At 36.9% G+C, this 20,514-nt stretch carries 28 protein-coding genes; 17 read left to right on the top strand and 11 right to left on the bottom strand.

From position 1 onward, the window contains the following. Position 1 precedes the first annotated feature (1 nt). The 11 genes from F938_RS06000 to F938_RS05950 all read left to right on the top strand — a co-directional run bounded on the left by F938_RS06000 (position 2) and on the right by F938_RS05950 (position 9,402). Positions 2-415: a hypothetical protein gene (locus tag F938_RS06000; protein ID WP_005028978.1), complete on the top strand. Its 414-nt coding sequence runs from the start codon at positions 2-4 to the stop codon at positions 413-415. Next, positions 405-2,366, top strand: coding sequence for a hypothetical protein (locus tag F938_RS05995; protein ID WP_005030301.1), 1,962 nt, complete (start codon positions 405-407; stop codon positions 2,364-2,366). The genes F938_RS06000 and F938_RS05995 overlap by 11 nt, the downstream gene beginning before the upstream one ends. A gap of 10 nt (positions 2,367-2,376) precedes the next feature. After that, positions 2,377-3,993: a hypothetical protein gene (locus tag F938_RS05990; protein ID WP_005030300.1), complete on the top strand. Its 1,617-nt coding sequence runs from the start codon at positions 2,377-2,379 to the stop codon at positions 3,991-3,993. 51 nt (positions 3,994-4,044) lie between these two features. Then, entirely contained in the window at positions 4,045-5,259 is a 1,215-nt protein-coding gene (locus tag F938_RS05985) for a hypothetical protein (RefSeq protein ID WP_005030297.1), read from the top strand. Next, the gene (locus tag F938_RS05980) at positions 5,249-5,608 is read left to right on the top strand and encodes a hypothetical protein (RefSeq protein ID WP_005030296.1); all 360 of its coding nucleotides are present in this window, start codon (positions 5,249-5,251) and stop codon (positions 5,606-5,608) included. The genes F938_RS05985 and F938_RS05980 overlap by 11 nt, the downstream gene beginning before the upstream one ends. Then, the gene (locus tag F938_RS05975; RefSeq protein ID WP_005030293.1) at positions 5,605-6,006 is read left to right on the top strand and encodes a hypothetical protein; all 402 of its coding nucleotides are present in this window, start codon (positions 5,605-5,607) and stop codon (positions 6,004-6,006) included. Before F938_RS05980 ends, F938_RS05975 begins: the two co-directional genes overlap by 4 nt. A gap of 16 nt (positions 6,007-6,022) precedes the next feature. Continuing rightward, complete coding sequence (locus tag F938_RS05970; protein WP_005030291.1) at positions 6,023-8,032, top strand: hypothetical protein; 2,010 nt, start codon at positions 6,023-6,025, stop codon at positions 8,030-8,032. Beyond that, positions 8,025-8,255 carry a hypothetical protein gene (locus tag F938_RS05965; protein WP_005030288.1) on the top strand — a complete coding sequence of 77 codons (231 nt, stop codon included), beginning with the start codon at positions 8,025-8,027 and terminating at the stop codon, positions 8,253-8,255. Before F938_RS05970 ends, F938_RS05965 begins: the two co-directional genes overlap by 8 nt. 61 nt (positions 8,256-8,316) lie before the next feature. Further along, the gene (locus F938_RS05960) at positions 8,317-8,610 is read left to right on the top strand and encodes a phage holin family protein (protein ID WP_005030287.1); all 294 of its coding nucleotides are present in this window, start codon (positions 8,317-8,319) and stop codon (positions 8,608-8,610) included. Then, a complete protein-coding gene (locus F938_RS05955; protein WP_005030285.1) occupies positions 8,597-9,037 on the top strand; it encodes a lysozyme in 441 nt (146 codons plus the stop codon). The genes F938_RS05960 and F938_RS05955 overlap by 14 nt, the downstream gene beginning before the upstream one ends. Then, entirely contained in the window at positions 9,034-9,402 is a 369-nt protein-coding gene (locus F938_RS05950) for a hypothetical protein (RefSeq protein ID WP_005030283.1), read from the top strand. Before F938_RS05955 ends, F938_RS05950 begins: the two co-directional genes overlap by 4 nt. 144 nt (positions 9,403-9,546) lie before the next feature. On the opposite strand, the gene F938_RS05945 is transcribed toward F938_RS05950, so the two are convergent. From F938_RS05945 to F938_RS05905, 9 genes are all read right to left on the bottom strand, one after another. Further along, complete coding sequence (locus tag F938_RS05945; protein ID WP_005030281.1) at positions 9,547-10,155, bottom strand: hypothetical protein; 609 nt, start codon at positions 10,153-10,155, stop codon at positions 9,547-9,549. 39 nt (positions 10,156-10,194) lie between these two features. After that, positions 10,195-11,481 carry a Y-family DNA polymerase gene (locus F938_RS05940; protein ID WP_005030279.1) on the bottom strand — a complete coding sequence of 429 codons (1,287 nt, stop codon included), beginning with the start codon at positions 11,479-11,481 and terminating at the stop codon, positions 10,195-10,197. 393 nt (positions 11,482-11,874) lie between these two features. Further along, positions 11,875-12,141 carry a hypothetical protein gene (locus F938_RS05935; protein ID WP_005030278.1) on the bottom strand — a complete coding sequence of 89 codons (267 nt, stop codon included), beginning with the start codon at positions 12,139-12,141 and terminating at the stop codon, positions 11,875-11,877. Between the two features lie 162 nt (positions 12,142-12,303). After that, a complete protein-coding gene (locus F938_RS05930) occupies positions 12,304-12,720 on the bottom strand; it encodes a hypothetical protein (protein WP_005030275.1) in 417 nt (138 codons plus the stop codon). Then, positions 12,717-12,989, bottom strand: a complete 273-nt coding sequence (locus F938_RS05925) for a hypothetical protein (protein WP_005030273.1) — start codon at positions 12,987-12,989, stop codon at positions 12,717-12,719. The genes F938_RS05930 and F938_RS05925 overlap by 4 nt, the downstream gene beginning before the upstream one ends. A gap of 183 nt (positions 12,990-13,172) precedes the next feature. Next, positions 13,173-13,427: a hypothetical protein gene (locus tag F938_RS05920; protein WP_005030270.1), complete on the bottom strand. Its 255-nt coding sequence runs from the start codon at positions 13,425-13,427 to the stop codon at positions 13,173-13,175. Between the two features lie 4 nt (positions 13,428-13,431). Continuing rightward, on the bottom strand, positions 13,432-13,854 hold the full coding sequence (locus tag F938_RS05915; protein WP_005030268.1) for a hypothetical protein: 423 nt from the start codon (positions 13,852-13,854) through the stop codon (positions 13,432-13,434). 306 nt (positions 13,855-14,160) lie between these two features. Then, entirely contained in the window at positions 14,161-14,397 is a 237-nt protein-coding gene (locus F938_RS05910) for a hypothetical protein (RefSeq protein WP_005030266.1), read from the bottom strand. A 68-nt stretch (positions 14,398-14,465) separates the two neighbouring features. Then, positions 14,466-14,843 carry a hypothetical protein gene (locus F938_RS05905; RefSeq protein WP_005030264.1) on the bottom strand — a complete coding sequence of 126 codons (378 nt, stop codon included), beginning with the start codon at positions 14,841-14,843 and terminating at the stop codon, positions 14,466-14,468. Between the two features lie 155 nt (positions 14,844-14,998). On the opposite strand from F938_RS05905, the gene F938_RS05900 reads away from it, so the two are divergent. Genes F938_RS05900 through F938_RS05875 form a run of 6 tightly spaced genes read left to right on the top strand, consistent with a single transcriptional unit; the run spans position 14,999 to position 19,068 of the window. Beyond that, positions 14,999-15,250 carry a hypothetical protein gene (locus F938_RS05900; protein WP_005030262.1) on the top strand — a complete coding sequence of 84 codons (252 nt, stop codon included), beginning with the start codon at positions 14,999-15,001 and terminating at the stop codon, positions 15,248-15,250. 24 nt (positions 15,251-15,274) lie between these two features. Beyond that, positions 15,275-15,730, top strand: coding sequence for a phage regulatory CII family protein (locus F938_RS05895; protein ID WP_005030260.1), 456 nt, complete (start codon positions 15,275-15,277; stop codon positions 15,728-15,730). 46 nt (positions 15,731-15,776) lie between these two features. Beyond that, complete coding sequence (locus F938_RS05890; RefSeq protein WP_005030258.1) at positions 15,777-16,076, top strand: hypothetical protein; 300 nt, start codon at positions 15,777-15,779, stop codon at positions 16,074-16,076. Next, positions 16,076-17,074: a hypothetical protein gene (locus F938_RS05885; RefSeq protein ID WP_005030255.1), complete on the top strand. Its 999-nt coding sequence runs from the start codon at positions 16,076-16,078 to the stop codon at positions 17,072-17,074. The genes F938_RS05890 and F938_RS05885 overlap by 1 nt, the downstream gene beginning before the upstream one ends. Then, positions 17,071-18,516 (top strand): replicative DNA helicase, encoded by a 1,446-nt coding sequence (locus F938_RS05880; RefSeq protein WP_005030252.1) that lies wholly within the window; start codon positions 17,071-17,073, stop codon positions 18,514-18,516. Before F938_RS05885 ends, F938_RS05880 begins: the two co-directional genes overlap by 4 nt. A 57-nt stretch (positions 18,517-18,573) precedes the next feature. Next, on the top strand, positions 18,574-19,068 hold the full coding sequence (locus tag F938_RS05875) for a hypothetical protein (RefSeq protein WP_005030250.1): 495 nt from the start codon (positions 18,574-18,576) through the stop codon (positions 19,066-19,068). Positions 19,069-19,188: 120 nt separating this feature from the next. Here the strand turns inward: F938_RS05875 and F938_RS05870 are convergent, their stop codons facing one another. Then, positions 19,189-20,109, bottom strand: a complete 921-nt coding sequence (locus F938_RS05870; RefSeq protein ID WP_005030248.1) for a hypothetical protein — start codon at positions 20,107-20,109, stop codon at positions 19,189-19,191. Positions 20,110-20,254: 145 nt separating this feature from the next. After that, positions 20,255-20,514, bottom strand: a 260-nt coding sequence (locus tag F938_RS05865) for a transposase (protein WP_005030246.1), incomplete at its 5' end; no start/stop codon positions are given.

Raw genomic sequence — 20,514 nt, 5'->3', positions numbered from 1 at the left:
CATGAAACTAGTTCGAAAAAGTACATCTGAAGCCGTCACATTGTCTGACGGCTTTTTATGGTCTGATGAGTTTGATTGGAACCCTATTGAACAAAAGCAGGATCGTGCTGTAGACGGTGCACTCATCATTCAAGAGGGCATAAAAAAGTCAGGACGACCAATCACTTTGACTGCTGATAAAAGCATGGCGTGGCTTAAACGTCATGTTGTAAGCAAGTTAAAAGATTGGTCAGTTCTGCAAGAAAAATTCGAACTTCAATTTAATTATTTTCATGATAAACGAAAGTTTAATGTCTTGTTCAATCATCAAGACAAAGCAATTGAGGCGAGTCCAGTGCTTGAGCATCCATCTATTTCGGATGATGACGAATATAACGTGACTTTGCGATTTTTGGAGTTAAGCGATGCCGATTGAAACTAAAGACTTGGTGATTTATGAACCTGAGCGGATGACTGATAATGATGATGGTGGCGGCAAATACAATGGAAAAATCATTGTTGACGGTCTAAGCAACAATCTATTTGATGATATATCCGAACTTGACCGAACCATGGGTAATGTGTCTTTAAGAAAGATTTTTCCAGCTGTCACAACTGCTGATACTGATAAACTTATGGGTGCCACAGTCTTTGTATCTGAATTGCCGAAAGATCCGAATGTGTCAGCACTTTTATTCAGTACAAGAAGTTGGACAGATCAGCGTAAATCAGCACAGAACCGCATTGAAAACTATTTGGCTAAAGGTGGTCAAATGGCGGGTATTCCACAGGACACACACTATCAAGGCATGAAGATCCTTCAAGCGGTTATGTTTCCGCAAGAGGTTGAATCTTCTGTGGGTGATACGATTGTACTTGTATCGAATGAAGGGAAAGCGCTGCAACATGAGCAATATGTACGAATTACCAAAGTTGAAACTCGTATTGCAATCATGATTGTGGATGGTAAACAGGTTGAGTATAAAGTTGCAACTTATTCTCTGAACGATCCGCTTGATCAAGATTATGTCGGACTTTCTGCTAAACAATGGTATTCAGGCGAGAAAAGCCAAACCATTATACGTGACACACTGGTTGCTGATACAGGTCTGTACTATTCATCAAAAAAGCTAAAGACAGATGCACAACTAGGTGAATACACAGTTAATGTGGGCGAAGTGTTTACTCAGCTTATTCCATCAGCGCAAACTGAATCACCAATTGTTGATGTAAATGCTGCAGGTGAGAGTGTTGTTTTAGTGCCGGGTAATTCAGGCGCAATTTCTGCAAATTTTGTGACAACAGTTAGTACAAGCCAAAACCTCTACATTGGTTCTAGTATAATGCCTTCAAGTATTTCATTCGCTCTGTTTGGTCAGCAGGTTATAGATCAGGGCGGATTGCTTAAAAATGTACAGGGCACTCAGGTTGGAACAATTGATTATCAGCGCGGCTTAATTCAATGGACAGCATCAGCAGGGACTGGAAATACAACACTAGCTATTACCTTTACACCTGCTGCAGCACCTAGCCAATATTTTCAAAGCTATTCCATTCCAGTCACGCAAAATAATCAAAGCACAAACTGGACAGGTGTTTTAGTTCCAATTCCTGCACCAGGAAGTTTGTCCATTTCTTATATGGCTCAAGGTAAGTTCTATGAGTTAAAAGATGATGGTTCGGGGCAGTTAAAAGGTTCAAGCACCTCATTTGGTTCAGGTCGAATCAATTATGAAACAGGATCTTGGACTCTTACAGCAGGCGCCTTACCAGATGTTGGCTCACCAATATTGTTATTGTGGGGAACGCCAATCGTCACATTCACACGTTCTGATTTGCCCGTGAATAAAGCAAAGTTCTCTTTTCAGTTAGAAAAAGAGGGGATTGCTCCAGGTGTAACTGTAGATTGGTTGCTTGAGGGTGTTGCTAAAAAAGCTGTCAGCAATGCACAAGGTAAATTTACAGGGGATGCAACAGGTTCAATTAATTACACAACCGGTATTGGTGAAATCATCCCTGTGAAATTGCCACAGAAAAATACTAGTTTTGTTGTGACCTATAACTTTGGACCACAGCAAACTCAAAATAGAACAAATATTGAACCAGATGCTGGGCAAAAACTTGTATTTACCATTGGTACCGGATCAGCCATTCAACCCAACAGTGTGAGTTTAAAGATCCCTGTAAGCGCACCTGAAGGATCGACAGATTATGTGGACCTTACAGATACGCCAATTAGTTCAAGTGTTGGAAACTTGGTCAATGACCAAGGTCAAGTGCAAGGCTCAATCACATATGCCAGTGGTCAGTGTGAAGTCACCCCCAAATTAATTAAACGAGTTTTCGAGACTCTTTATACCGCTACTGCTGTATACGGAACAGCATAAGTGAGGAAATATGTCATTTTATTCACCACAAGCCTCTAGTATTCAAGGCAAAGAAGTTGAATTAAGGGCTTACTCTGCTACAAATATTCAAGTGAGCTATCGTGATACATCAAGTGTGAATTCTTCAACGCAAAATATCATTGCAGAAAAAGTTAAGTTCGACCTGTCATCTGGATACGATGAGCAAATTTTGAATGGCTCAGTACGTTTCAAAATAGGCAGTGATACTTTTCTTGATCGCACAGGCACTTTATATCGAAATGTAGATCCTGCAACAAATAGTGGTATTGCATCGGGAGTAATTTATTACGGCAATGGTGTTGTTGAACTCGATACGTGGACGCCGAACATCGACAACACTGTTGTACTTCAATCATTAACGACAACAACTGATCTGCCACCTGTAAATAAACTTAGTTTCAGAACACCAATCATTCCAATTCGACCACAATCTTTAACTGTTGTAATTTCATCTTTAGATTTTGGTCAGTTGACATTAACAGCAGATGAAAATGGGGTGATTGAAACAAGTCGGGCACACGGCAAGATTAATTATGATACTGGCTTTGTAGAGATCTACTTTTATACTAAAACAGAAATCACTGTGGCGAATAGACCTGAGATTGAAGCTAAACCATGGTATGAACCACTACTTGAGTATGAGGAAGCAACAAAGACGTATTTAAACGTACCCGTGTGGATTGATGCATCATCTGCTCGGTATAACGCTGTAGCTTACACCTACATCCCTTTAGATGCAGAGATTTTAGGATTATCAGCAACTCGATTACCGCTTGATGGACGAGTGCCAATTTTCAGAATTGGGGGGATTTGCGTTGTCAGTGCGAACAAAGATTATGCAATGCCAGATCATGTGGCAGGTAAAACGTATCAGCTACCCGATATTCGTATCTCCTGGTGTGAATTGATTGACTCAAAAGGGGTAAAAGTTCCATTTGATCAATATGTGGTTGATTATGATTATGGCAAATTCACATTATCTGGTGACTTTGCAGTAAATGCGCTTACACCACCTTTTATTGCTCAATATCGCTATCAAGATATGGGTTTGTTGCGTGATGTTCAGATCAATGGGCAACTAACATTCACTAAGCAACTTACACATAACTATGATGCAGAAAATACCATTGTAGGATCGGCTTTGGTTATTGATGAAATGCAGGCGCGTTACACTCAAAAATTTGTTCAGCAGACGTGGAATAATGTTTGGTCAGATGAGGCATCGGGTGGTGCGATTTCAGCAAATTACAATGATGCGATTTATCCGATCCAAATGACGAATAAAGGTGCAATCCAAGAACGTTGGGCGATTGTGTTTGTTAGTGGTACAACTTTCAAATGTGTGGGTGAATATTCGGGTGAAGTGGGTACAGGAAGCACAAATGCTGATTTTGCGCCAATCAATCCGATTACTTTGGTCCCATATTTTGTGATTAAAAAAGAGGGGTGGGGTACAGGTTGGGCGAATAGTAATGTATTGCGCTTTAACTCGATCTCAGCAATGTACCCAGTCTGGGCAATACGCACAGTCAAACAATCAGAACCAACTGAGCTTACAGATCAATTCCAAGTTATGTTACGAGGTGACATTGATCGCATAATTTAAACTTAGTTCAAATATGACCGCTTTAAGCGGTCTTTTTTATGAGTAATAAAAATGGCTATGAAGCAAACGCAAACCAAAATGTTTGACTTTTCAGATGTAGGATTGGATTTTTGTGTGGGTTCAAAAAACCTTTTCCCAGATCGCTTTAAGAAAATACTTACTCAAGGGTACAACACACAGACTGTCTCAAGTGTAGTGGTTACAGGCAATCAAGTTGCCTTAACTTATGGGGTGAATCATGGATATGTCGCTAATCGCGTGCTTAAGTTAAATGCTGTTAATTTAACTGGCGAATATGTGATTGATAGTGTGACAAACAACACTATAACATTAACGGTAGACAATGCGCCTGCAACTATCTCAGGGGGCTTTACAACATATATTGCACCTCTAGGTTGGCAGCTAGTTTATGAGCAAGCAAATATTCAAGTATATAAGCTAAAATCTATGGATGAGTCTGACCTATACTTGAGATTGTGCTTTCAAAATAATTCAAATTACCGTAACCGAATTTCCCCTTGTGTTGGTAAGTCGTTTGACAGCACAACTGGTAAAATAACAGATAGTTATTCTTTAGCAGAATCTAGAGAGATTTCGACACCTAATACATTTGCTTGGGAATTTTCAAGAAATGCCTCCAGCACTGCAAATGACTACACTTATACCCAAGGATATCCCTTCTTTGGCAAGGGTAATATTGTAGGTAGTAAATACCATCTAGTGATGTTTACTTGGTCGCAAATTGGTGAATATGGAATTAGAACCAATGCTTTACTTCCTTTCTTTAATATTGGCTACGAAAGTTTAAATTATCCTGTATTGATTGGTGATGCCTATGGATCAATAGATACAACTGGATCAAATGATGGTCAGATTGTCGCCGCAACTGGTGCTGCCTATGTAGGGAATTATCGTGTTCTTTTTCAAGAGCAATCTGATGGATTGGACACTACATTGGCTAAGTATAATAATTCAGCATCCTCATTTTTACCCGATTCAATAGATACGTTTAATACAACCACCGCAAATTTACCTTTGGTATATTTGAGAGCAAATGGACAATTTATTGGAAACATAACTGGTGGATTATATTTTTGCAGATATGCATCTTCAAATAATCCAGCATTTTCACCTACAACTTTACCAACAACTCAAAAGGATGTGGAGCAAAAATCAGAACTGGTTTTGCATGGATTCTGTGCAGCAAGTAATGGACAGCGACTATACGTAGTCTCACCTATTGAGGAGATAAAACTTGGCTATTAGATTAATGAGAGTTTTCTTTGGAAATTATGATCCTGACTATCAAAAGTTAATATCTAAGGGCTATAAAATCCTCAATAAACCTAGCAAGCGAATTATAACCGTATTGAACTCAGACCAAGGTTTCGGACAAATCAAAGGGAGCACCAAAAAGCTAAATGTGATTTATCCAGGTGTAGAAGTCTGTGTATTTAAGCGTAGTAATAAACAGCTTTTATGGACCACTTTATCCAAGTCCGATGGTTCATATGCTTTTAGAAACTTAGCTGTAGGAATTGAATGCTTTGTAACGGCTTTTGATCCCAAACGAGAGTATAACGCTGTAATTGCTGATGGAGTGAAAGCGAAATGAGTGCAGTAATACCATCAATTGAAGCTGGGCTAACTCAACTTCAAGCTCTGACAAATTATATTGATCAAGGTAGCGAAAATGCTACCTTTGTTTTTTATAGTAGTGATAAGCCTGCTAATACAACAATTGAAGCTGATGAATCAAAGCGTCTTGTTACAATGACATTGCCCAAGCCATGTTTGAAGAAATTAAATGCAGACAGTATTGAGCTACAGCAAACTGATGCAGCAATCGTACTGAGAAACGGTACAGCTATTTTTGCTCGATTATTTTCTGCTGCAGGCAAAGTGGTTGCGGATTTTGAAGTGGGCACTCATATCACTTTAAACAATCCAACTTTAGTGGCTGGATCAACATTAATGCTCAATTCCATTGTTTTAAAACCAACGCTTCAATAAATAAAGGGGTGTAGATGTGCCAAACTATACGCCACCTGATCCATTGCAAACTAACCTTAATTTTAAAGATGAACTTCAGAGCATTGATGCTCATAATCTTGTATTAAATTTCGGTTTAGACGAGATTCAGGAAGCGTCATTAATTGCTGAGATCAACACAGCATTTAATTCAGAAATATTTGCTGAGAGCTTCACTTTAAATCTTCTTGATGCTGAACTACAGAATGGGTTTGGTGCTGAAATTGAAGTGCTTCAAGGTCAGATTAGTCATCTGGTGTGTGAAGTCTCAACACGTTTTCTTGCAATAATTGAAGCCACTAGAATTGATCAGTTCTGCACAATTGAAGCTGACTTTAATACAAGTTTCATCCCAAACTTAAATGCACAATTTGATATTAACTTCAATCTAGGTGTCTTTGCTGAACTTAGTGCAAGTTATCAACTCACTAAGCAAATCTTGAGTAATAAAGGACTCAAGTTTTCAAAACCAATACTTAAGGCGCTCAATAGTGCCTTTTTTTATGACCATGGTTTAAGCATTATTCATGAATCAAAGATAAAGCATGATCAAGCATCGAGTCTCAGCCATTCTATTAAATTGATCTTTGAAGAATCTACAGGATTGAAATCAGATTCATGCATAGCATGGCAAGACAATGAGCGAATTAAAATAACGAAATCTTTGGTTTTTGAGGAGTCCAATAAATTACTTGTTCAAAGGTCTATAGATTGGGTTGAGCTAGTTCGTAAACGTAAGCAGTTTACTTATAGTTTTAATGTGGCACAGCACTTTGAAAGGAAATATCAAATCAATTGGGATAAGGGCTTGGAGCTGGTTACGACATGTAACTTTGCTTGGGATAAAGCCAAACCAGTACATTATAAAAAGCACTCTATTACACCTTGGCCAGAACCTGAAAAACCGCAGTTTGAGGGTGATACAGATTTTAATTTTGTTTGTGCTTGTACTGAAATTGATGCCCACAATCTCATATTAAATTTTGGTGTTGATGATTGTATCTCTTCAATAGTTAATAAAAATTGGTGGTATATCGTGAATGACGTATCGATTGTTAATACGCGCACTAATGAAGAAATTAAGGTGCTTAATGGCTCTTACAGCACAGATCGTAGCCGATGGTGTTGGTCATACAGTCTTACTGTCACAGAGCCTGAAATGACAAAACTCGAAAAAGGAGATGTTCTGAAAATTAATGTGAATGGAAATGTTCACATGATGATGTATGAAGAGTATTCAAAATCTCAAAAATTTGCTGATACCACATACAACTTATCTGGGCGCAGTCAAACGGCACTTCTTGAAAGTAAATATTCACCGGTACGCTCTTACTTACAAGAGAATGAACGAACTTCTGTGCAACTTGTTCTAGCTGAACTAGATCGAGTGAGTAGTGAGACTGTATTGGATTGGCAGCTTATCGATGAGCTTGGCTGGATTGTTGAAACTGAAAGCTTGAGCTATACGAATCTTGCGCCAATCGATGCGATTAAGCTTATCGCTGAAGCTGGGGGTGGCTTTGTTTATAGTGAAAAGGGAAGTAATACACTTTCTATCAGACCACTTTATAAAAAGACTTTTTGGGATACCTTAAATTTAGATGACTATGATCGAAATTTACCTGAAAGCATTGTGATTCAACATGGTGATAGTTTTGATGAGTTGCTGGATTTTAACGCAATCACTTTAACAAATCCTAGAAACGGCAATGTTGGTCAAATCCGTAGACGCAATACTGCAGGTGACATTTTATTGGAGCCTGTAAGTAATCCATTATTCAATGCTGTAAGTATGGGGGGATTCGGTAAATCTAAGCTAGCTAAGTCAGGCAATTTTGAAACTCATGATTTCGAGTTTCCAATTACTCATGAAATTGGCGAGTGTGTACCAGGTGAGATATTGGCATTTAATGGGGAGTGGTGGGGCATAGTTGATGCTGTAAGTGTTTCATTTACATATTCTATTGTGAGCCAATCAATTAATGTGGAGCGCACAGTTAATGAGTAATGCACTAAAACGATTAATGGATTTAATACCAAAAACACCAGAATTTGTAGGGGTAATCACCTCATCAAATCACCCAAATTACAAAGTCTTAGTATCTGATAATTCAGGCTTAGTGATGTGCACCAGTTCAGTTGAATACAAAACGGGTGATCGAGTATTTATCTCAAATAATGAAATCAAAAGATCTGCACCGCAGGGCACTGTTGTTCAGATAGAAGTATGAAATTAACCAAATACAGGCACCCAGTTGGGTGCTTTTTTATTGACAAAAATTAGGGGGTTACATGCAAGAGCATGAAAAAGTGGCACTTCAATTAATTCTAATGGGAGTAGTAATTGCTATGGCAAAAGTACTCGTAAGCACTGAAAAACTAACATTGCGAGTTGTTCTTGGTCGAGCGATCTTGAACGGCTTCACAACACTTGGCGCAGGTGGGGCACTCATTTGGATATCTGACTTAAACATGCTTGCAATTCTTGGCTTAGGGGCGTTTTTAGGAACTTTAGGTAGTCAATTTGTTGAATCTCAAGCTGAAAAATTTGTTAAAGATAAGGTGAAATCAAATGAAGACAAGTAACTCAGGAATCAACCTAATCAAAGGCTTTGAAGGGCTACGATTGAAAGCTTATGACGATGGTGTGGGCGTTTGGACCATTGGCTTTGGCACAATCAAATACCCGAATGGTGTGCGAGTTAAAAAAGGCGATGTATGCACCGAATCTCAGGCAGAACAATATCTTCGAAATGATTTAGTTGTATTTGAAAACGCTATCAATCGCTTGGTGAAAGTGCCTCTTAATCAAAACCAATTTGACGCTTTAGCCTCGTTCACCTACAACTTGGGCGAAGGTAATCTTAGCAAATCAACTTTGCTTAAAAAGCTAAATGCCAAAGACTACAAAGGCGCTGCTGCTGAATTCCCAAAGTGGACCAAAGCTGGTGGTCGTGTGTTGGCTGGACTGGTTAAACGTCGCAAAGCTGAAATGGAGTTATTTTTAAAATGACCTACCTATATTTAGCTGTAAAAGCATGGCGAGAAATCTTAATCGGACTTCTCGCTTTTTTATTGATTGTTTGTCTTGGTCTATTGAATAGCAAAGTAAGTCAACTCAATAAAGCTCAAGCGAAATGTGTGGCACAAATTCAAGCAATTGAACAGGAACACCTGAAAGCCCTAACAGACAAGCAAAACAAAATAAACAAAGTGAGCGCAGATTATGAACAACTTAAATCAGAGCAACGTGTCAAAGTCGAAACAGTTACACGTGAAGTGCAAAAGATCATTGAGCGTCCTGTTTATAACAACCTTTGTATTGATGCTGATGGCTTGCGCAACATCAACTCACTTATCACCGACGATTCCAGCTAATCTGATTGTGCCTTGCCCTAAACTCTTAAAACTTGAGTCAGGGCAGGGCAAAGAAATTACGCTATGGATCATTGATACTGTTGCTAAATACAATGAGTGTAGCGCTTTGAATGATGTGAAAAATAAGGCTCTAAACTAATGTTTTTATGCAAAAATATATGTTTTAAGTTCCTCTAAAATATTTCTATTGTGGTTTTTTCCATTTTCTAGAAAATCTTTTAGATCATCGAATACAGTCTGACTTACTCCTAAATCCCTAATCTTAATTTTTTGAAAGCTTTCAAGATGCAAAGAGTACTCAAGAATTAGCCGATGAAGTTTAGATCCTTCAACAAGATATATAAACTCATCTAATGAACTAAGGTTTTTATTTCGTTCTTCTTGTAACTTAATTATTTCTGTTAAAAAATCCCTAATATAATAAGCTCTATCGCTCTCGTAAATATCACTTAAATTATTTAATTTAAACTTTAACCCATGAATAATACTTCTTTCATTATGAATTTTATTGAAAGCGAGTTTTGCCTCATTTGCTACAATAGATTTATTATGTTGCCTCTTCCATCCATAAAAAATAATTAAAGCTACAAATCCACCAAAAAATGCACCAACACCTCCAAGAATAGAACCAAATGCAGAAATATCATTTGCGGTTGCATTTTTGAATATGCATAAGGTTCCATATACAAGCATGCTTACAGCATACAAAACTATAGCCAATAATGCTAAAAAATATGGCGATGTAATTTTCATAATATTATGGAAATGATGAAGTTTTTGAATAATGCAAAATTAATCACCCACAGTCAACAGCCCATCCCAACTAAAATAATTCTGCGTCAATTTTTCTCGGCTCATGCTCCAAGTCCTATCCTTCAACAAACATGGTCCAATCGCCAACTTCTTACCAAACTTCTCGTCAACTTGCTCTAACACAGACTGCAAGCTTTCATTCCTTTGAATCGCATCGTAGTCAGCAAGCAAATCAGGCACATATCTCGATTTTGACTCAATACAAGTCAAAATCACCCCACACTTTTTGAACTCGACACCTTCTTTAAATACTTTATCTATCTGCCTCAATACGCTCTTAATAATCTGCGCTGCGCTATCAGTAGGCTCAGGAAATGAAACACTCACACTCGCTTTGTAGAAAGGTTTCTTCGTATCAAAAGGGTTTGAATGTGCAAATGCTATGACACAGCCAGTCAATCCACTTTGCCGCCTTAATTTTTTAACTGCATTCTGAATATAACTGCTCATTGCTTCTGAAAGTGCATCTTTATCAGTTACACGTTGCCCGAATGAACGAGACGAAACTATCTGTTTTTTATCGGGTGCAACTTCTTCAAGCTCAATGCATGCTGTACCTTGCAGTTCCAAGACTGTGCGCTTCATGACTACAGAAAATTGACTTTGTATGAACGCTGGATCTGCAATAGCGAGATCAAAAACAGATTTAATATTGAGTGAATGAAGCTTTTTACTGTGCTTTCGTCCAACTCCCCAAACTTCGCTAACATCTATATGCTGAAATAGTTCTTCTTTTGAACATGGGTCCATCTCATGCAAATTACAGATACCATTAAAATATTTGTTTTTCTTGGCGATGTGGTTAGCAATTTTAGCTTCTGTTTTACTGCGACCAATGCCTATACATACAGGTAACCCAAGCCACTTTAAAAGGGCGTCTTTAATGTTTTGAGCAAGTAAGTTTAAATCTTGATTCTTGTAACTTGTCAGCTCAACAAAGGTTTCATCAATTGAGTACACTTCAACATCTTTCTCACTCACAAATGTTTTGATTGTTCTTGTGAATCGATTAGACATTTCTTCGTAAACAGCATAATTGCTCGATAGAACAACAACATTATGCTTTTCAACAATGTCTTTAATTTGGAATAGGGGAACACCCATCTTGATTCCCAAGTCTTTTGCTTCCTGACTTCGAGCCACGGCACAGCCATCATTGTTTGAGAGTACAATGACAGGCTTGTTGTTTAGATTTGGCTGAAATAAACGCTCGCATGAGACATAGCAATTGTTTATATCAATGAGTGCAATAATTTTATCTTTCATCTTTTGAAATCGTTACGAAATCAAAATAATGATAGAATTGTCACAGATTGAATTCAAATTTAAAAAGATGTGGATAAACAGGGACGCGTCAAAATAAGTCGCTTTGTTTTGATAGGTGATATTGATACGATCAATATGTGTGCTAAATGGATATTGTGATAAAATAGGTTTATCAGGGAATAGAATCCGACTCACATTTATTTATGAGGGTATATTTGGGGGTATAATTTAAAATTATAAAAATATAATTAAATAAAATCAATAGTGTATAATTAAATTCCTGTGTCCGCTGGGCGTACCATACCTTACAATAAAATCAATAACTTAGTTGTGATTTGGCGTAAAATTGGCGTATTTTATTTTTTATCCACAGATTTTTAAGTATCAACCCCGCTAAATTTTGCGAGGTCTACCAACTACTTTTTTTGTAGTTTCTGGACGATTTCTTAACCATTTAGAAATAGATTCTAAATTCCATCTACGACCTTTCGAATTTGCCATGATGTACCTAGGTGCTGGAAAGTCACCCAAACAAATCACATGGCTTTTAAAATGAACAAGTGAATAACTCAGAAAAGTTGCTGCTTGTTCATCTGTTAGCCAAATATCACGTGGTGGTAATGCAACAACAAAATCACCAACATTTGTAATAGCAGTCATTAACTTTCCTCTAGTATTCCTACAACAATTATCAGTTTGCTTCTTTACACATTGCATCATTAAAAGGGCAATAGCTTTCATGCAAAGCAACATTTTTAAAAATATATTTCATTTGATACCCGAACACATAAGGTATCCGGGTGATTGAGTAATACTTAAATCTCATCGCATTTCTGTCGCATAAGTAGTGCCGATCGTAATTGGTAAGGTATTTAATGCTTCGTCAAAAGCGAGTGCCTTACCTTCAGCAGCTAAATTCTTACCATTTGAATCACGGTAGACCTTAAGCTCTTCTTTGCAACGCCGTTCTAGGAATGCACCAAATAAGCGATAGATACTTTTGAACGTATTACATTCCTGTTTATGGTGCATACGATCTTTATAGAGCTGTATGATCGAACATCGGACATGATCACGAAGTTCATCAATACTCATCGCATTGATATCGTACGTCACCAATTTATCCGCTCTCCCCATATCTGCTACTAATTGAGGGTCGCTCAAATCTAGAAGTGGCTGGACAGATTCTTTTGTTGAAGAGAAGGTTTTTGTCTTTGAGAATTGGACAATATTATTCATGCCGCCACCGTTGACTTTAAGGCTTGGATGCGTAATTTGTGTTGATCAATCCATTTTTGTTCAGCTTCAGAGGAACATTCACCATCCATAATGAAATCGATGTCAAACCCTCCAAAACCGATATAAAACTCTTCACCTCTATGTATAAGTTGATTTACACGATATTCCTGTTCAGCCTCTTCATAAGTGAAGTAAGGCGTTTGATTCAAACCAAAGGGATAAACTTCATGTCCTTTTCTAAACACACAAAAATAATAACAATCATTCATTGATGATTTTACATATTCCCATCGTTTTAGAAGTTCTACCTTACGCTTTTCATGACGCTCAGCACGCTCTTTGTTAATTTGTTCTAGTTTAGCAATACGCTCACGGTGCTTTTCTTGCCAAATTTGCCAGTGTGCATTATGTGGAGTATTGTCTAAAATACGAACAGTAATATTTCCAAAAGTTCAAGAAAGATGATCTTCCAGTTCAGGGTGAATAGTAAGAATGTTTCGTGCAAATGCATTTAATTCTTCGATACTGAAAAATGGTGCATCCCAACTACCCATTGGATGAATATCACCTTCTATAGATAAGACAAAGTAACTGCAATAGCGTATGTGAGTGGACCAAGCATCAAAAGAAAGCTGATCTTCAGCAGAAAGCTTTATACCTTTGAAATCTGTTGAAACTGGAGTTTGTAGTTTAGGGATAGTATTCATATTCTTATACCTCTGTAAGTTTGTTTTTTTCGATGTATGTTGCAATTAAATTATTAATGTTGCGGTGGTCATCGTAATTGGTGAAATCACGGTATTTATTACCTTTTAGGTCACTGATCTCAATGTCATATAGATTGATAATATTGACCGTTGTAAATTCTGAGCCCACTACGCCGTAACTGTCAGGGTGAGTTTCAAATTGAAAGTTTGCTCTTAAAATGGTGTCATCTAATCGGATTGTGGTGCTACCAGTATCCTTAGATGTGAGATTGAGGTGTTGTACACCATAGATGTTTGGTGCAGTAGCGTAATGACTAGGTACAACAGGTGTTGCAGCAGGGTGACAGGCGAGTGTCATACTAGCTATCGTGCAAGCTGTAAATAGTGTTACAGTCGTAAAGTTGAATTGGTTTGGTTTAATGTTCATACTTATCTCGTAGTTTTGCAAAGCCCCGTAGCCGTCCAAAGTTCCGGGGCTTTTTGTTGTCCGTGAGATAAATATTACCTAATTGGTAATAAATTGCAAGATAAAAATTACCTTTTTTGTGTTTTATGATTTAATAGACAAAAGAAAACCCACACAGGGTGGGGTGAATGGAGTTGATTGGAATGATTGGCGTAACCAAAGATGGAAGGGTTTTAGAAATTACTCAAAATGGCCCAATGGTTGGAAGGGGGTTGGTGGCTTTACTTATCACTGATCCAGATGAGCTGCCAAGTGAGTTTAATAGTATTAAATGTAGGTTCCAGAGCCAAGACGATCAATACAATCTAAAACATTGCCTAGATACTTTACATATACAACAGTGCCAGCTTCAGGGTTTTCATAATTCACAATCATTAAAACTTGGTAAGTCTTATCGTTTGCTAAAATTATCCACTCACCTATTCTCGGATGGTTTTCAAATTGATGTGCGAACAAAGGTTTTTCAGCCCCTTCTTCAAACTCTATTAAAGAAACTTCAATCATAACTTCTCCACCCATTCAGTTATTTATCTGTGTCGGGTTCACAGTTTTTAAATTTTCATCTAAAAGTTTTAATTTGCTAAATTCACAATTGTTTTAAGAGCCATTATTAATTCTGGTGTGAGCTTACCTTTAGCGTCTAGATGATTTAAAGAGTTAATCAAATCTCTTAAATTGTCATTATTCCCATCGGTATATGACTGATTCAAATTGTTAGAAAGTGAATTGTTATCTGCTTGATGCAGTACATCTAACCATCCATGAGGCTTTCCAAAAGTTTCTTCAATTTCACGAGCAACTTTATTACCAATACCTTTAATTGGATTGGTTCCAGCGAATTGACTTGTTTGTGACTGACCTTTGCCTATTTTCTCGGCAAAACTCGAAATACCGCCAACTGAATCTACAAGTATGCGAGTATTTTGATAACGAATACTTTTACTATCCATAAAAACTCTACTTTATTTAATAAAAAATCACTTTAAAGGTGATTTCTTAATTTTCATCTAAGTTTACTTAAATCACCAAAAAGGTAAACAATAAAAAAGGTTGTATTTACATTACCAAAAAGATAATATTTAGATTGATTAATGAGGATCAATCTATGGAATTTCGTGCATTTGTCCTTGAGTTAACCAACATTGAACTTGAAAAGTATGCAAAAGATTCAGGAACAACAGTAGGTTATCTAAAGACACATTTACTTTATGGGTATAAAGAACCACGTAGAGCGCTGCGTAAAGCATTGGTTAAAAATAGTGGTGGAAAGGTTTCTGAACTTGAATTGATGCGTCATTTTGCTTCATACACTTTAAGTAAAACTGATAACCAAAATAGTAATAAAGCTATCGCCTAATAAACACGTTCAAAGGAACCGATTATGAACATATTGGACGCTGCTTATCACACAGTACGTCAGTTTAAAGGTGGGGCATCTGCACTTGCTACACGAATGGGTGTCCGTAGCGTTGCGGTACTTAATAGCAAGGTGAACCCAAATACTGAAACACATCACCTGACACTTATGGAAGCCTCCGCCATGATGGCGATTACGGGTGATTACCGAATCCTTCAAGCATTGTGTGCTGAACACGGAAAAGTCGCAATAAAGTTACCTGACATCCCTGAATGCAGAGATACAGAACTTACAGACCTAGTTTTAAGTATTGGTATGGGCGGTGGAGATGTATGCGCGCTCTTTAAAGAAATGATGGCTGACGGTCGAATTACTCGAGGGGAAGCAATTGATATGTCAAAAGTCATTCAATTACTTCACACCGTACTGGCGGAATTAAACCAAAAGATTCATTTATGTGTAGATGAAAAAAAAGCCTGAGTTCGTGGTTCAGGCTTTTAGTTACTGTTAATCCAGGAGATCAACAATGAATACAGATCAATTAAACCACAACTATAGACCATCTACAAGTTTTGATGATCGAGAAGACTATCAATCTTCAAAAGTGCAACAACTTGAAGATAACTATTCTGATGCATTAGTGAAATACAAACAAGCAATGACCGAGTTGGAAAAAGCTTTAGGTGTTCAGAAAGATTTTGAAAAATCTAGCTGGTCCGCTGAAGAGTCTGTTGAGGATCTGCGACTCAATAAAATGCAATACGCTTTGATTAATCGTTTTGAAAGCGCCGTAAAAAAAGTCATTGAGACAAAAGGTAGATTGTAATGGCTAGATCAAGAAATATTAAACCCTCGTTTTTCTCAAATGATCTACTTGTTGAGTTGCCTTTCGAGGCTCGACTTTTGTTTGTTGGTCTTTGGACATTAGCAGATCGTGAGGGGCGTTTAGAGAATCGTGCCAAAAAAATCAAAATGTCACTTTTCCCAGCGGATGAAATAAACGTTTCAGAACAGTTATTGAACATTTCTAAACTAGGTTTTATAGCGTTATATAACTGTAATGGAACAGATGTTATCCAGATAATAAACTTTTCAAAACATCAAAAACCACATGGATTGGAAAAAGATAGTGACCTTCCTGATCAAAATGGCATGTATACCGTCTACAAACGCAACCCAAAAAACAAGCTTGTAACTGGTAAGCCGATTTTGCTTACCAAAGATCAACTTAATGATTTTTATGGTGAAAATCCTATAAACCTAACTGAGCAAGCAACTAATTCAAACACAAATAACAGTTATGAAACTGATGTACACGGTTCTAACAATGTTATCAAACAGGATAAAAACAGTTATGAAACTGTTTTTATACCAGTAAGAAACGCCCTGATTCCTGATTCCCTTAACCTGATTCCTGAATGTGGAATCCTGAATCCTGATTGTGGGAGAGAAAACCCCACGCACGAAAAAAATCAAAAAAATGAAAATCAAGAAAATACTCTTGAGCAAGTTTTAAAAGTTTGGATACCAGATGTTAAGCAGCTCAATGCTTGGTTAAAACAATCTGGTTTGATGCCCATGACTTCTGAATTGATTAATCAAATCTTGCCTGAGATAAACGCTTACTACCAAACAAAACTTGAGAATGGGTCAATTAGGTCAAATCAGATGTATTCAAATTTTGTGAAATGGGTAAAGCGAGATCCTAGGCTGTATCAGCAAAGCTCTGATGATCAACAGCATGAGGGGGAGAGCATCACACGGCCCCCTGATATAAAACCAATACCTGTGAAATACGGGCAGGGTCTAGGAGGTGTCCATTGAAGGCTCAATTTAATATTTCAGGAGTGATTGACGATCAATTGTCAGATCCATCTTGTGAGTTGGCTTTCTTGATTTCAATGTTCACTTACCAAGAATGCTGTGAGTTGATTTCTATAGCAAATGAGTCAATATTTACTGTTCAGACTCATGTTGTTTTATTTCGCGCAATGAAAAAGCTTCACGAAAAGGGTGATCCAATTGATGAGGTTACAGTCATTAGCTCACTCAAAACGTTAGGTTCAGAAAAACAGGGAGTCAATGAAAAATATATTCTGGACTTATTTCAAAATGCACCAGTTACACTGAGCAGTAACGTACATACCTACCTTAAAAAACTTCAAGATTTAACGCTTCGTAGGCAGTTACGAGATGCTGGTAATCGTATTCAGAAAATCGCCAATGATTTAAGCAATGGTGAGGCAGATGATGCAATTGCAAGAGCGAGCAGCGCTTTGAGCGATATCAGCACTGGTAACAGCGATGAGGATCCAGAACCGTTAATTAACTCGATGATAGACCTGTTTGATGAGATCAATAAGATTCAATCTGAGAAGTTAGATGGAACTTATGCTGTACGTGGAGTAAATACAGGATTTATCGCACTTGATAACAAAATTGGTGAAATCCAAAAAGGCGATTTAGTCATTATTGCAGCTCGACCAAGTATGGGTAAAACCGCATTTGCTCAGAATATTTCTACCCATATTGCAACAAACCTCGTTAAGCCTATTTTGTTTGAATCAATTGAGATGAAAACAGGCAAGATCTCAAGACGAATTGCTGCAGCAGTTGGAAATATTGATCTCAAACGTATCCAAGACTCCGATATGAAACCAGATGATTGGACAGGTTTTACAGAGGCTGTGAAACTCATTGAGCGGGCACCATTTGAAATCAAAGATGGGGTTGTCACCTTAGTTGATATTCGACGACATGCAAGAAAAGTTAAGGCTAAGTATGGCTTTCTTGGTGCGATCTTTATTGACTATCTACAAAAAATTTCCACCCCGCACTTAAATTCTAATATTGCAGAGCATGAGCGATTAACAGTGATTTCTAAAGGATTAAAGGAAATCGCAATGGAGTTTGATTGTCCAGTATTTGCTCTCAGCCAATTAAGTCGTGATGTTGAGAAGAGACCAAATAAAAGGCCCCTCATGTCCGATTTACGTGGATCTGGTGCCATAGAACAAGATGCAGATGTAATCCTATTTCTTTATCGGGATGAGTATTACAACAAAGAAAAATCTCAATTTAAAGGGATGCTTGAAGTCATTGCTTCCAAGGTCCGTGATGGTGAAACAGGGGAAACCTTTCTTTTTTCAGAATTGCAATACAGTCGCTTTTCAAATGTTTCAAATGAAAACTTGGAATATTTTCAAAATCAATTGTTGAACATTGATAAAAATCCAAAATTTAAGTCTAGGGTGGCTGGACTATGAATCATTTCGACATCACAAAACATGACTTAAGAATACTTTGAAAACTTGGAGAAAGCAGTGAATACAGCCGTACATATTATGCAAACAGTTGACTGGTCAAAGTATGAATTACAAGGCTGGTTAAGACAATTTGGGGCTTGGCAGAATACTGCGAAAGGAGGATATCGCTCAAGTAATCCTATAGCCGTAGCAATGAGTAAAGCAAAAGTACGAATGAGCAAACAAAACAAAGAAAAGCTGATTGCTTACTACATGTGTGATGAAAACTTTGAAGAAAAACCAAAGATTGATCGAAATATTTGCTGTGAAATCACAAATGATGAAGCACGTGCAGTACAGCGTTTAATTCTAGATGTGTTAAATGGCACAGACAGCGAAGCACTAGTAGACTGGATGAATGTCTTAATTAGTCGGTATTTCCATAATCGTTCGTGGTCTGAACTCCAAACACCCACTCGTACAGTGATGGATGCAAAATATGATGTCCGTTGTGGACTAGCGGTACTCCATGTTAAATATCCGTTTATTGAATATGTGAAGGGGACGGTTTGAAGTACTTTCAAAAGAATACATTTTTGACTTAAATAAAATACCAAGTTGCTCGATTAAGAACAGTAGATAAGGCTACTGTTCACTATAAGGATAAAGAGAAGATTGGTTAAACATCAAATTCTAATTATGTGATGATGATGCTATATGATTTATTATTTTTAAATCTTTAACATCATAAATTTGAACAACCTTATTTTCATCCGTTACTAGGCACATAGACTTTAAACATATATCAGTGAGAAATAACCTTTCATTACCTTTATTACCTTTTATAGTCACTAATTGGTAAGGGCTATTAGAAAAATTGCTATTTTTGATGGCTCTTTTACTCTCAATAAAATGTTGTTCAGCTTTATTTTTCCCTTCATTAATAATTTGTTGCCCAATATTCAAAACGCTCATAGCGCCAACCAACAAAAAAATTGAAATTGTATAGTGTATAAAAAAAGATAAGTCGAATTTAAAGTTTTGATTGATAGTTGCTTCATCATTTTCACCATAAATTTCTCTTTTAATCAGTGGGGTGGTTAGGTTTAGTCTTGTTAAAATTTTATGATTAGATTCTTCAATTTTAGTGCTTTTATTCTGAATTTTAGAAAAGGTTCTTTTTAAAAAACAAAATATAGTTAAAAGTATATTTTTAGCTATTTGTGGGGTTTTTCTTTTAGTAAAATTGATTGTTTTAGAAACCATAGAGTGTTTTTTTATAAATTTAACAAGGTAGTAAAATGTCAAGTTGTATAAAATTATAAAAAAATTAAATGTTAGTCCAATTGTCTTTATAATCCAATATAGCCATTGTTTAAGAGAAATTGAAGTTACATAAGAAATAATTAAAAATATAAAAATTAAGGTAATCCATGCTTTATAACCAGATAAAAAGCCTTGAATGATTAGACTAATTACAGGGATATCAAAAGAGTCTAAATTTACTCCATAGAAATCAAGATATCCAATGTAGTAACAATAGCCACACCAATAAAGCAAAAAGGTAAATATGGATGTTAGAACAGCCCAATCAAAACTAATATTTAATTTCATAAATTTTCTTTATAAAGAGTGTTTAAGTTCGTTGATAGATAAGAACATTCTTTCCTTCGATTAGCACTTGATCTATACCAAAAGGTGAAAGAAATCATACCACAATGCCTCTAGTTGGGTTATATAGCTAGTTAAATAAACTATGCTACATTTGATTAAACCCAATATCTAAAGCCTCAAGAATAGTTTTCTGTTGTTGGCTAACAATATGTCTGACTTTTCTTTTTAGTATAGACCAAGCTTTTTCAATTGGATTGAGGTCTGGACTATAAGCAGGCAAATACATCAGCCTAGCATTGTACTGGCGAGCCAATTCCTCAATTTTTCGACCTTTGTGAATAGAAGCATTATCTAAAATTAGTAAATATTTTTGAGGCTGACCATTTTTATCTCTTGTTAGATCTT

The organism is Acinetobacter bereziniae LMG 1003 = CIP 70.12, assembly GCF_000368925.1.
Taxonomy (GTDB): domain Bacteria; phylum Pseudomonadota; class Gammaproteobacteria; order Pseudomonadales; family Moraxellaceae; genus Acinetobacter; species Acinetobacter bereziniae.
Note: the sequence above shows the minus strand (reverse complement) of the source record. Positions and strands in the feature narration are given on the sequence as shown.

Coding starts and splice junctions, on each gene's coding strand:
- F938_RS05885 (WP_005030255.1), top strand. CDS start 16,076: ATGGCTAGATCAAGAAATATTAAACCCTCGTTTTTCTCAAATGATCTA.
- F938_RS05870 (WP_005030248.1), bottom strand. CDS start 20,109: ATGAAATTAAATATTAGTTTTGATTGGGCTGTTCTAACATCCATATTT.
- F938_RS05950 (WP_005030283.1), top strand. CDS start 9,034: ATGACCTACCTATATTTAGCTGTAAAAGCATGGCGAGAAATCTTAATC.
- F938_RS05900 (WP_005030262.1), top strand. CDS start 14,999: ATGGAATTTCGTGCATTTGTCCTTGAGTTAACCAACATTGAACTTGAA.
- F938_RS05925 (WP_005030273.1), bottom strand. CDS start 12,989: ATGAATGATTGTTATTATTTTTGTGTGTTTAGAAAAGGACATGAAGTT.
- F938_RS05940 (WP_005030279.1), bottom strand. CDS start 11,481: ATGAAAGATAAAATTATTGCACTCATTGATATAAACAATTGCTATGTC.
- F938_RS05990 (WP_005030300.1), top strand. CDS start 2,377: ATGTCATTTTATTCACCACAAGCCTCTAGTATTCAAGGCAAAGAAGTT.
- F938_RS05955 (WP_005030285.1), top strand. CDS start 8,597: ATGAAGACAAGTAACTCAGGAATCAACCTAATCAAAGGCTTTGAAGGG.
- F938_RS05960 (WP_005030287.1), top strand. CDS start 8,317: ATGCAAGAGCATGAAAAAGTGGCACTTCAATTAATTCTAATGGGAGTA.
- F938_RS05930 (WP_005030275.1), bottom strand. CDS start 12,720: ATGAATAATATTGTCCAATTCTCAAAGACAAAAACCTTCTCTTCAACA.
- F938_RS05915 (WP_005030268.1), bottom strand. CDS start 13,854: ATGAACATTAAACCAAACCAATTCAACTTTACGACTGTAACACTATTT.
- F938_RS06000 (WP_005028978.1), top strand. CDS start 2: ATGAAACTAGTTCGAAAAAGTACATCTGAAGCCGTCACATTGTCTGAC.
- F938_RS05905 (WP_005030264.1), bottom strand. CDS start 14,843: ATGGATAGTAAAAGTATTCGTTATCAAAATACTCGCATACTTGTAGAT.
- F938_RS05945 (WP_005030281.1), bottom strand. CDS start 10,155: ATGAAAATTACATCGCCATATTTTTTAGCATTATTGGCTATAGTTTTG.
- F938_RS05965 (WP_005030288.1), top strand. CDS start 8,025: ATGAGTAATGCACTAAAACGATTAATGGATTTAATACCAAAAACACCA.
- F938_RS05995 (WP_005030301.1), top strand. CDS start 405: ATGCCGATTGAAACTAAAGACTTGGTGATTTATGAACCTGAGCGGATG.
- F938_RS05910 (WP_005030266.1), bottom strand. CDS start 14,397: ATGATTGAAGTTTCTTTAATAGAGTTTGAAGAAGGGGCTGAAAAACCT.
- F938_RS05975 (WP_005030293.1), top strand. CDS start 5,605: ATGAGTGCAGTAATACCATCAATTGAAGCTGGGCTAACTCAACTTCAA.
- F938_RS05895 (WP_005030260.1), top strand. CDS start 15,275: ATGAACATATTGGACGCTGCTTATCACACAGTACGTCAGTTTAAAGGT.
- F938_RS05890 (WP_005030258.1), top strand. CDS start 15,777: ATGAATACAGATCAATTAAACCACAACTATAGACCATCTACAAGTTTT.
- F938_RS05985 (WP_005030297.1), top strand. CDS start 4,045: ATGGCTATGAAGCAAACGCAAACCAAAATGTTTGACTTTTCAGATGTA.
- F938_RS05920 (WP_005030270.1), bottom strand. CDS start 13,427: ATGAATACTATCCCTAAACTACAAACTCCAGTTTCAACAGATTTCAAA.
- F938_RS05935 (WP_005030278.1), bottom strand. CDS start 12,141: ATGACTGCTATTACAAATGTTGGTGATTTTGTTGTTGCATTACCACCA.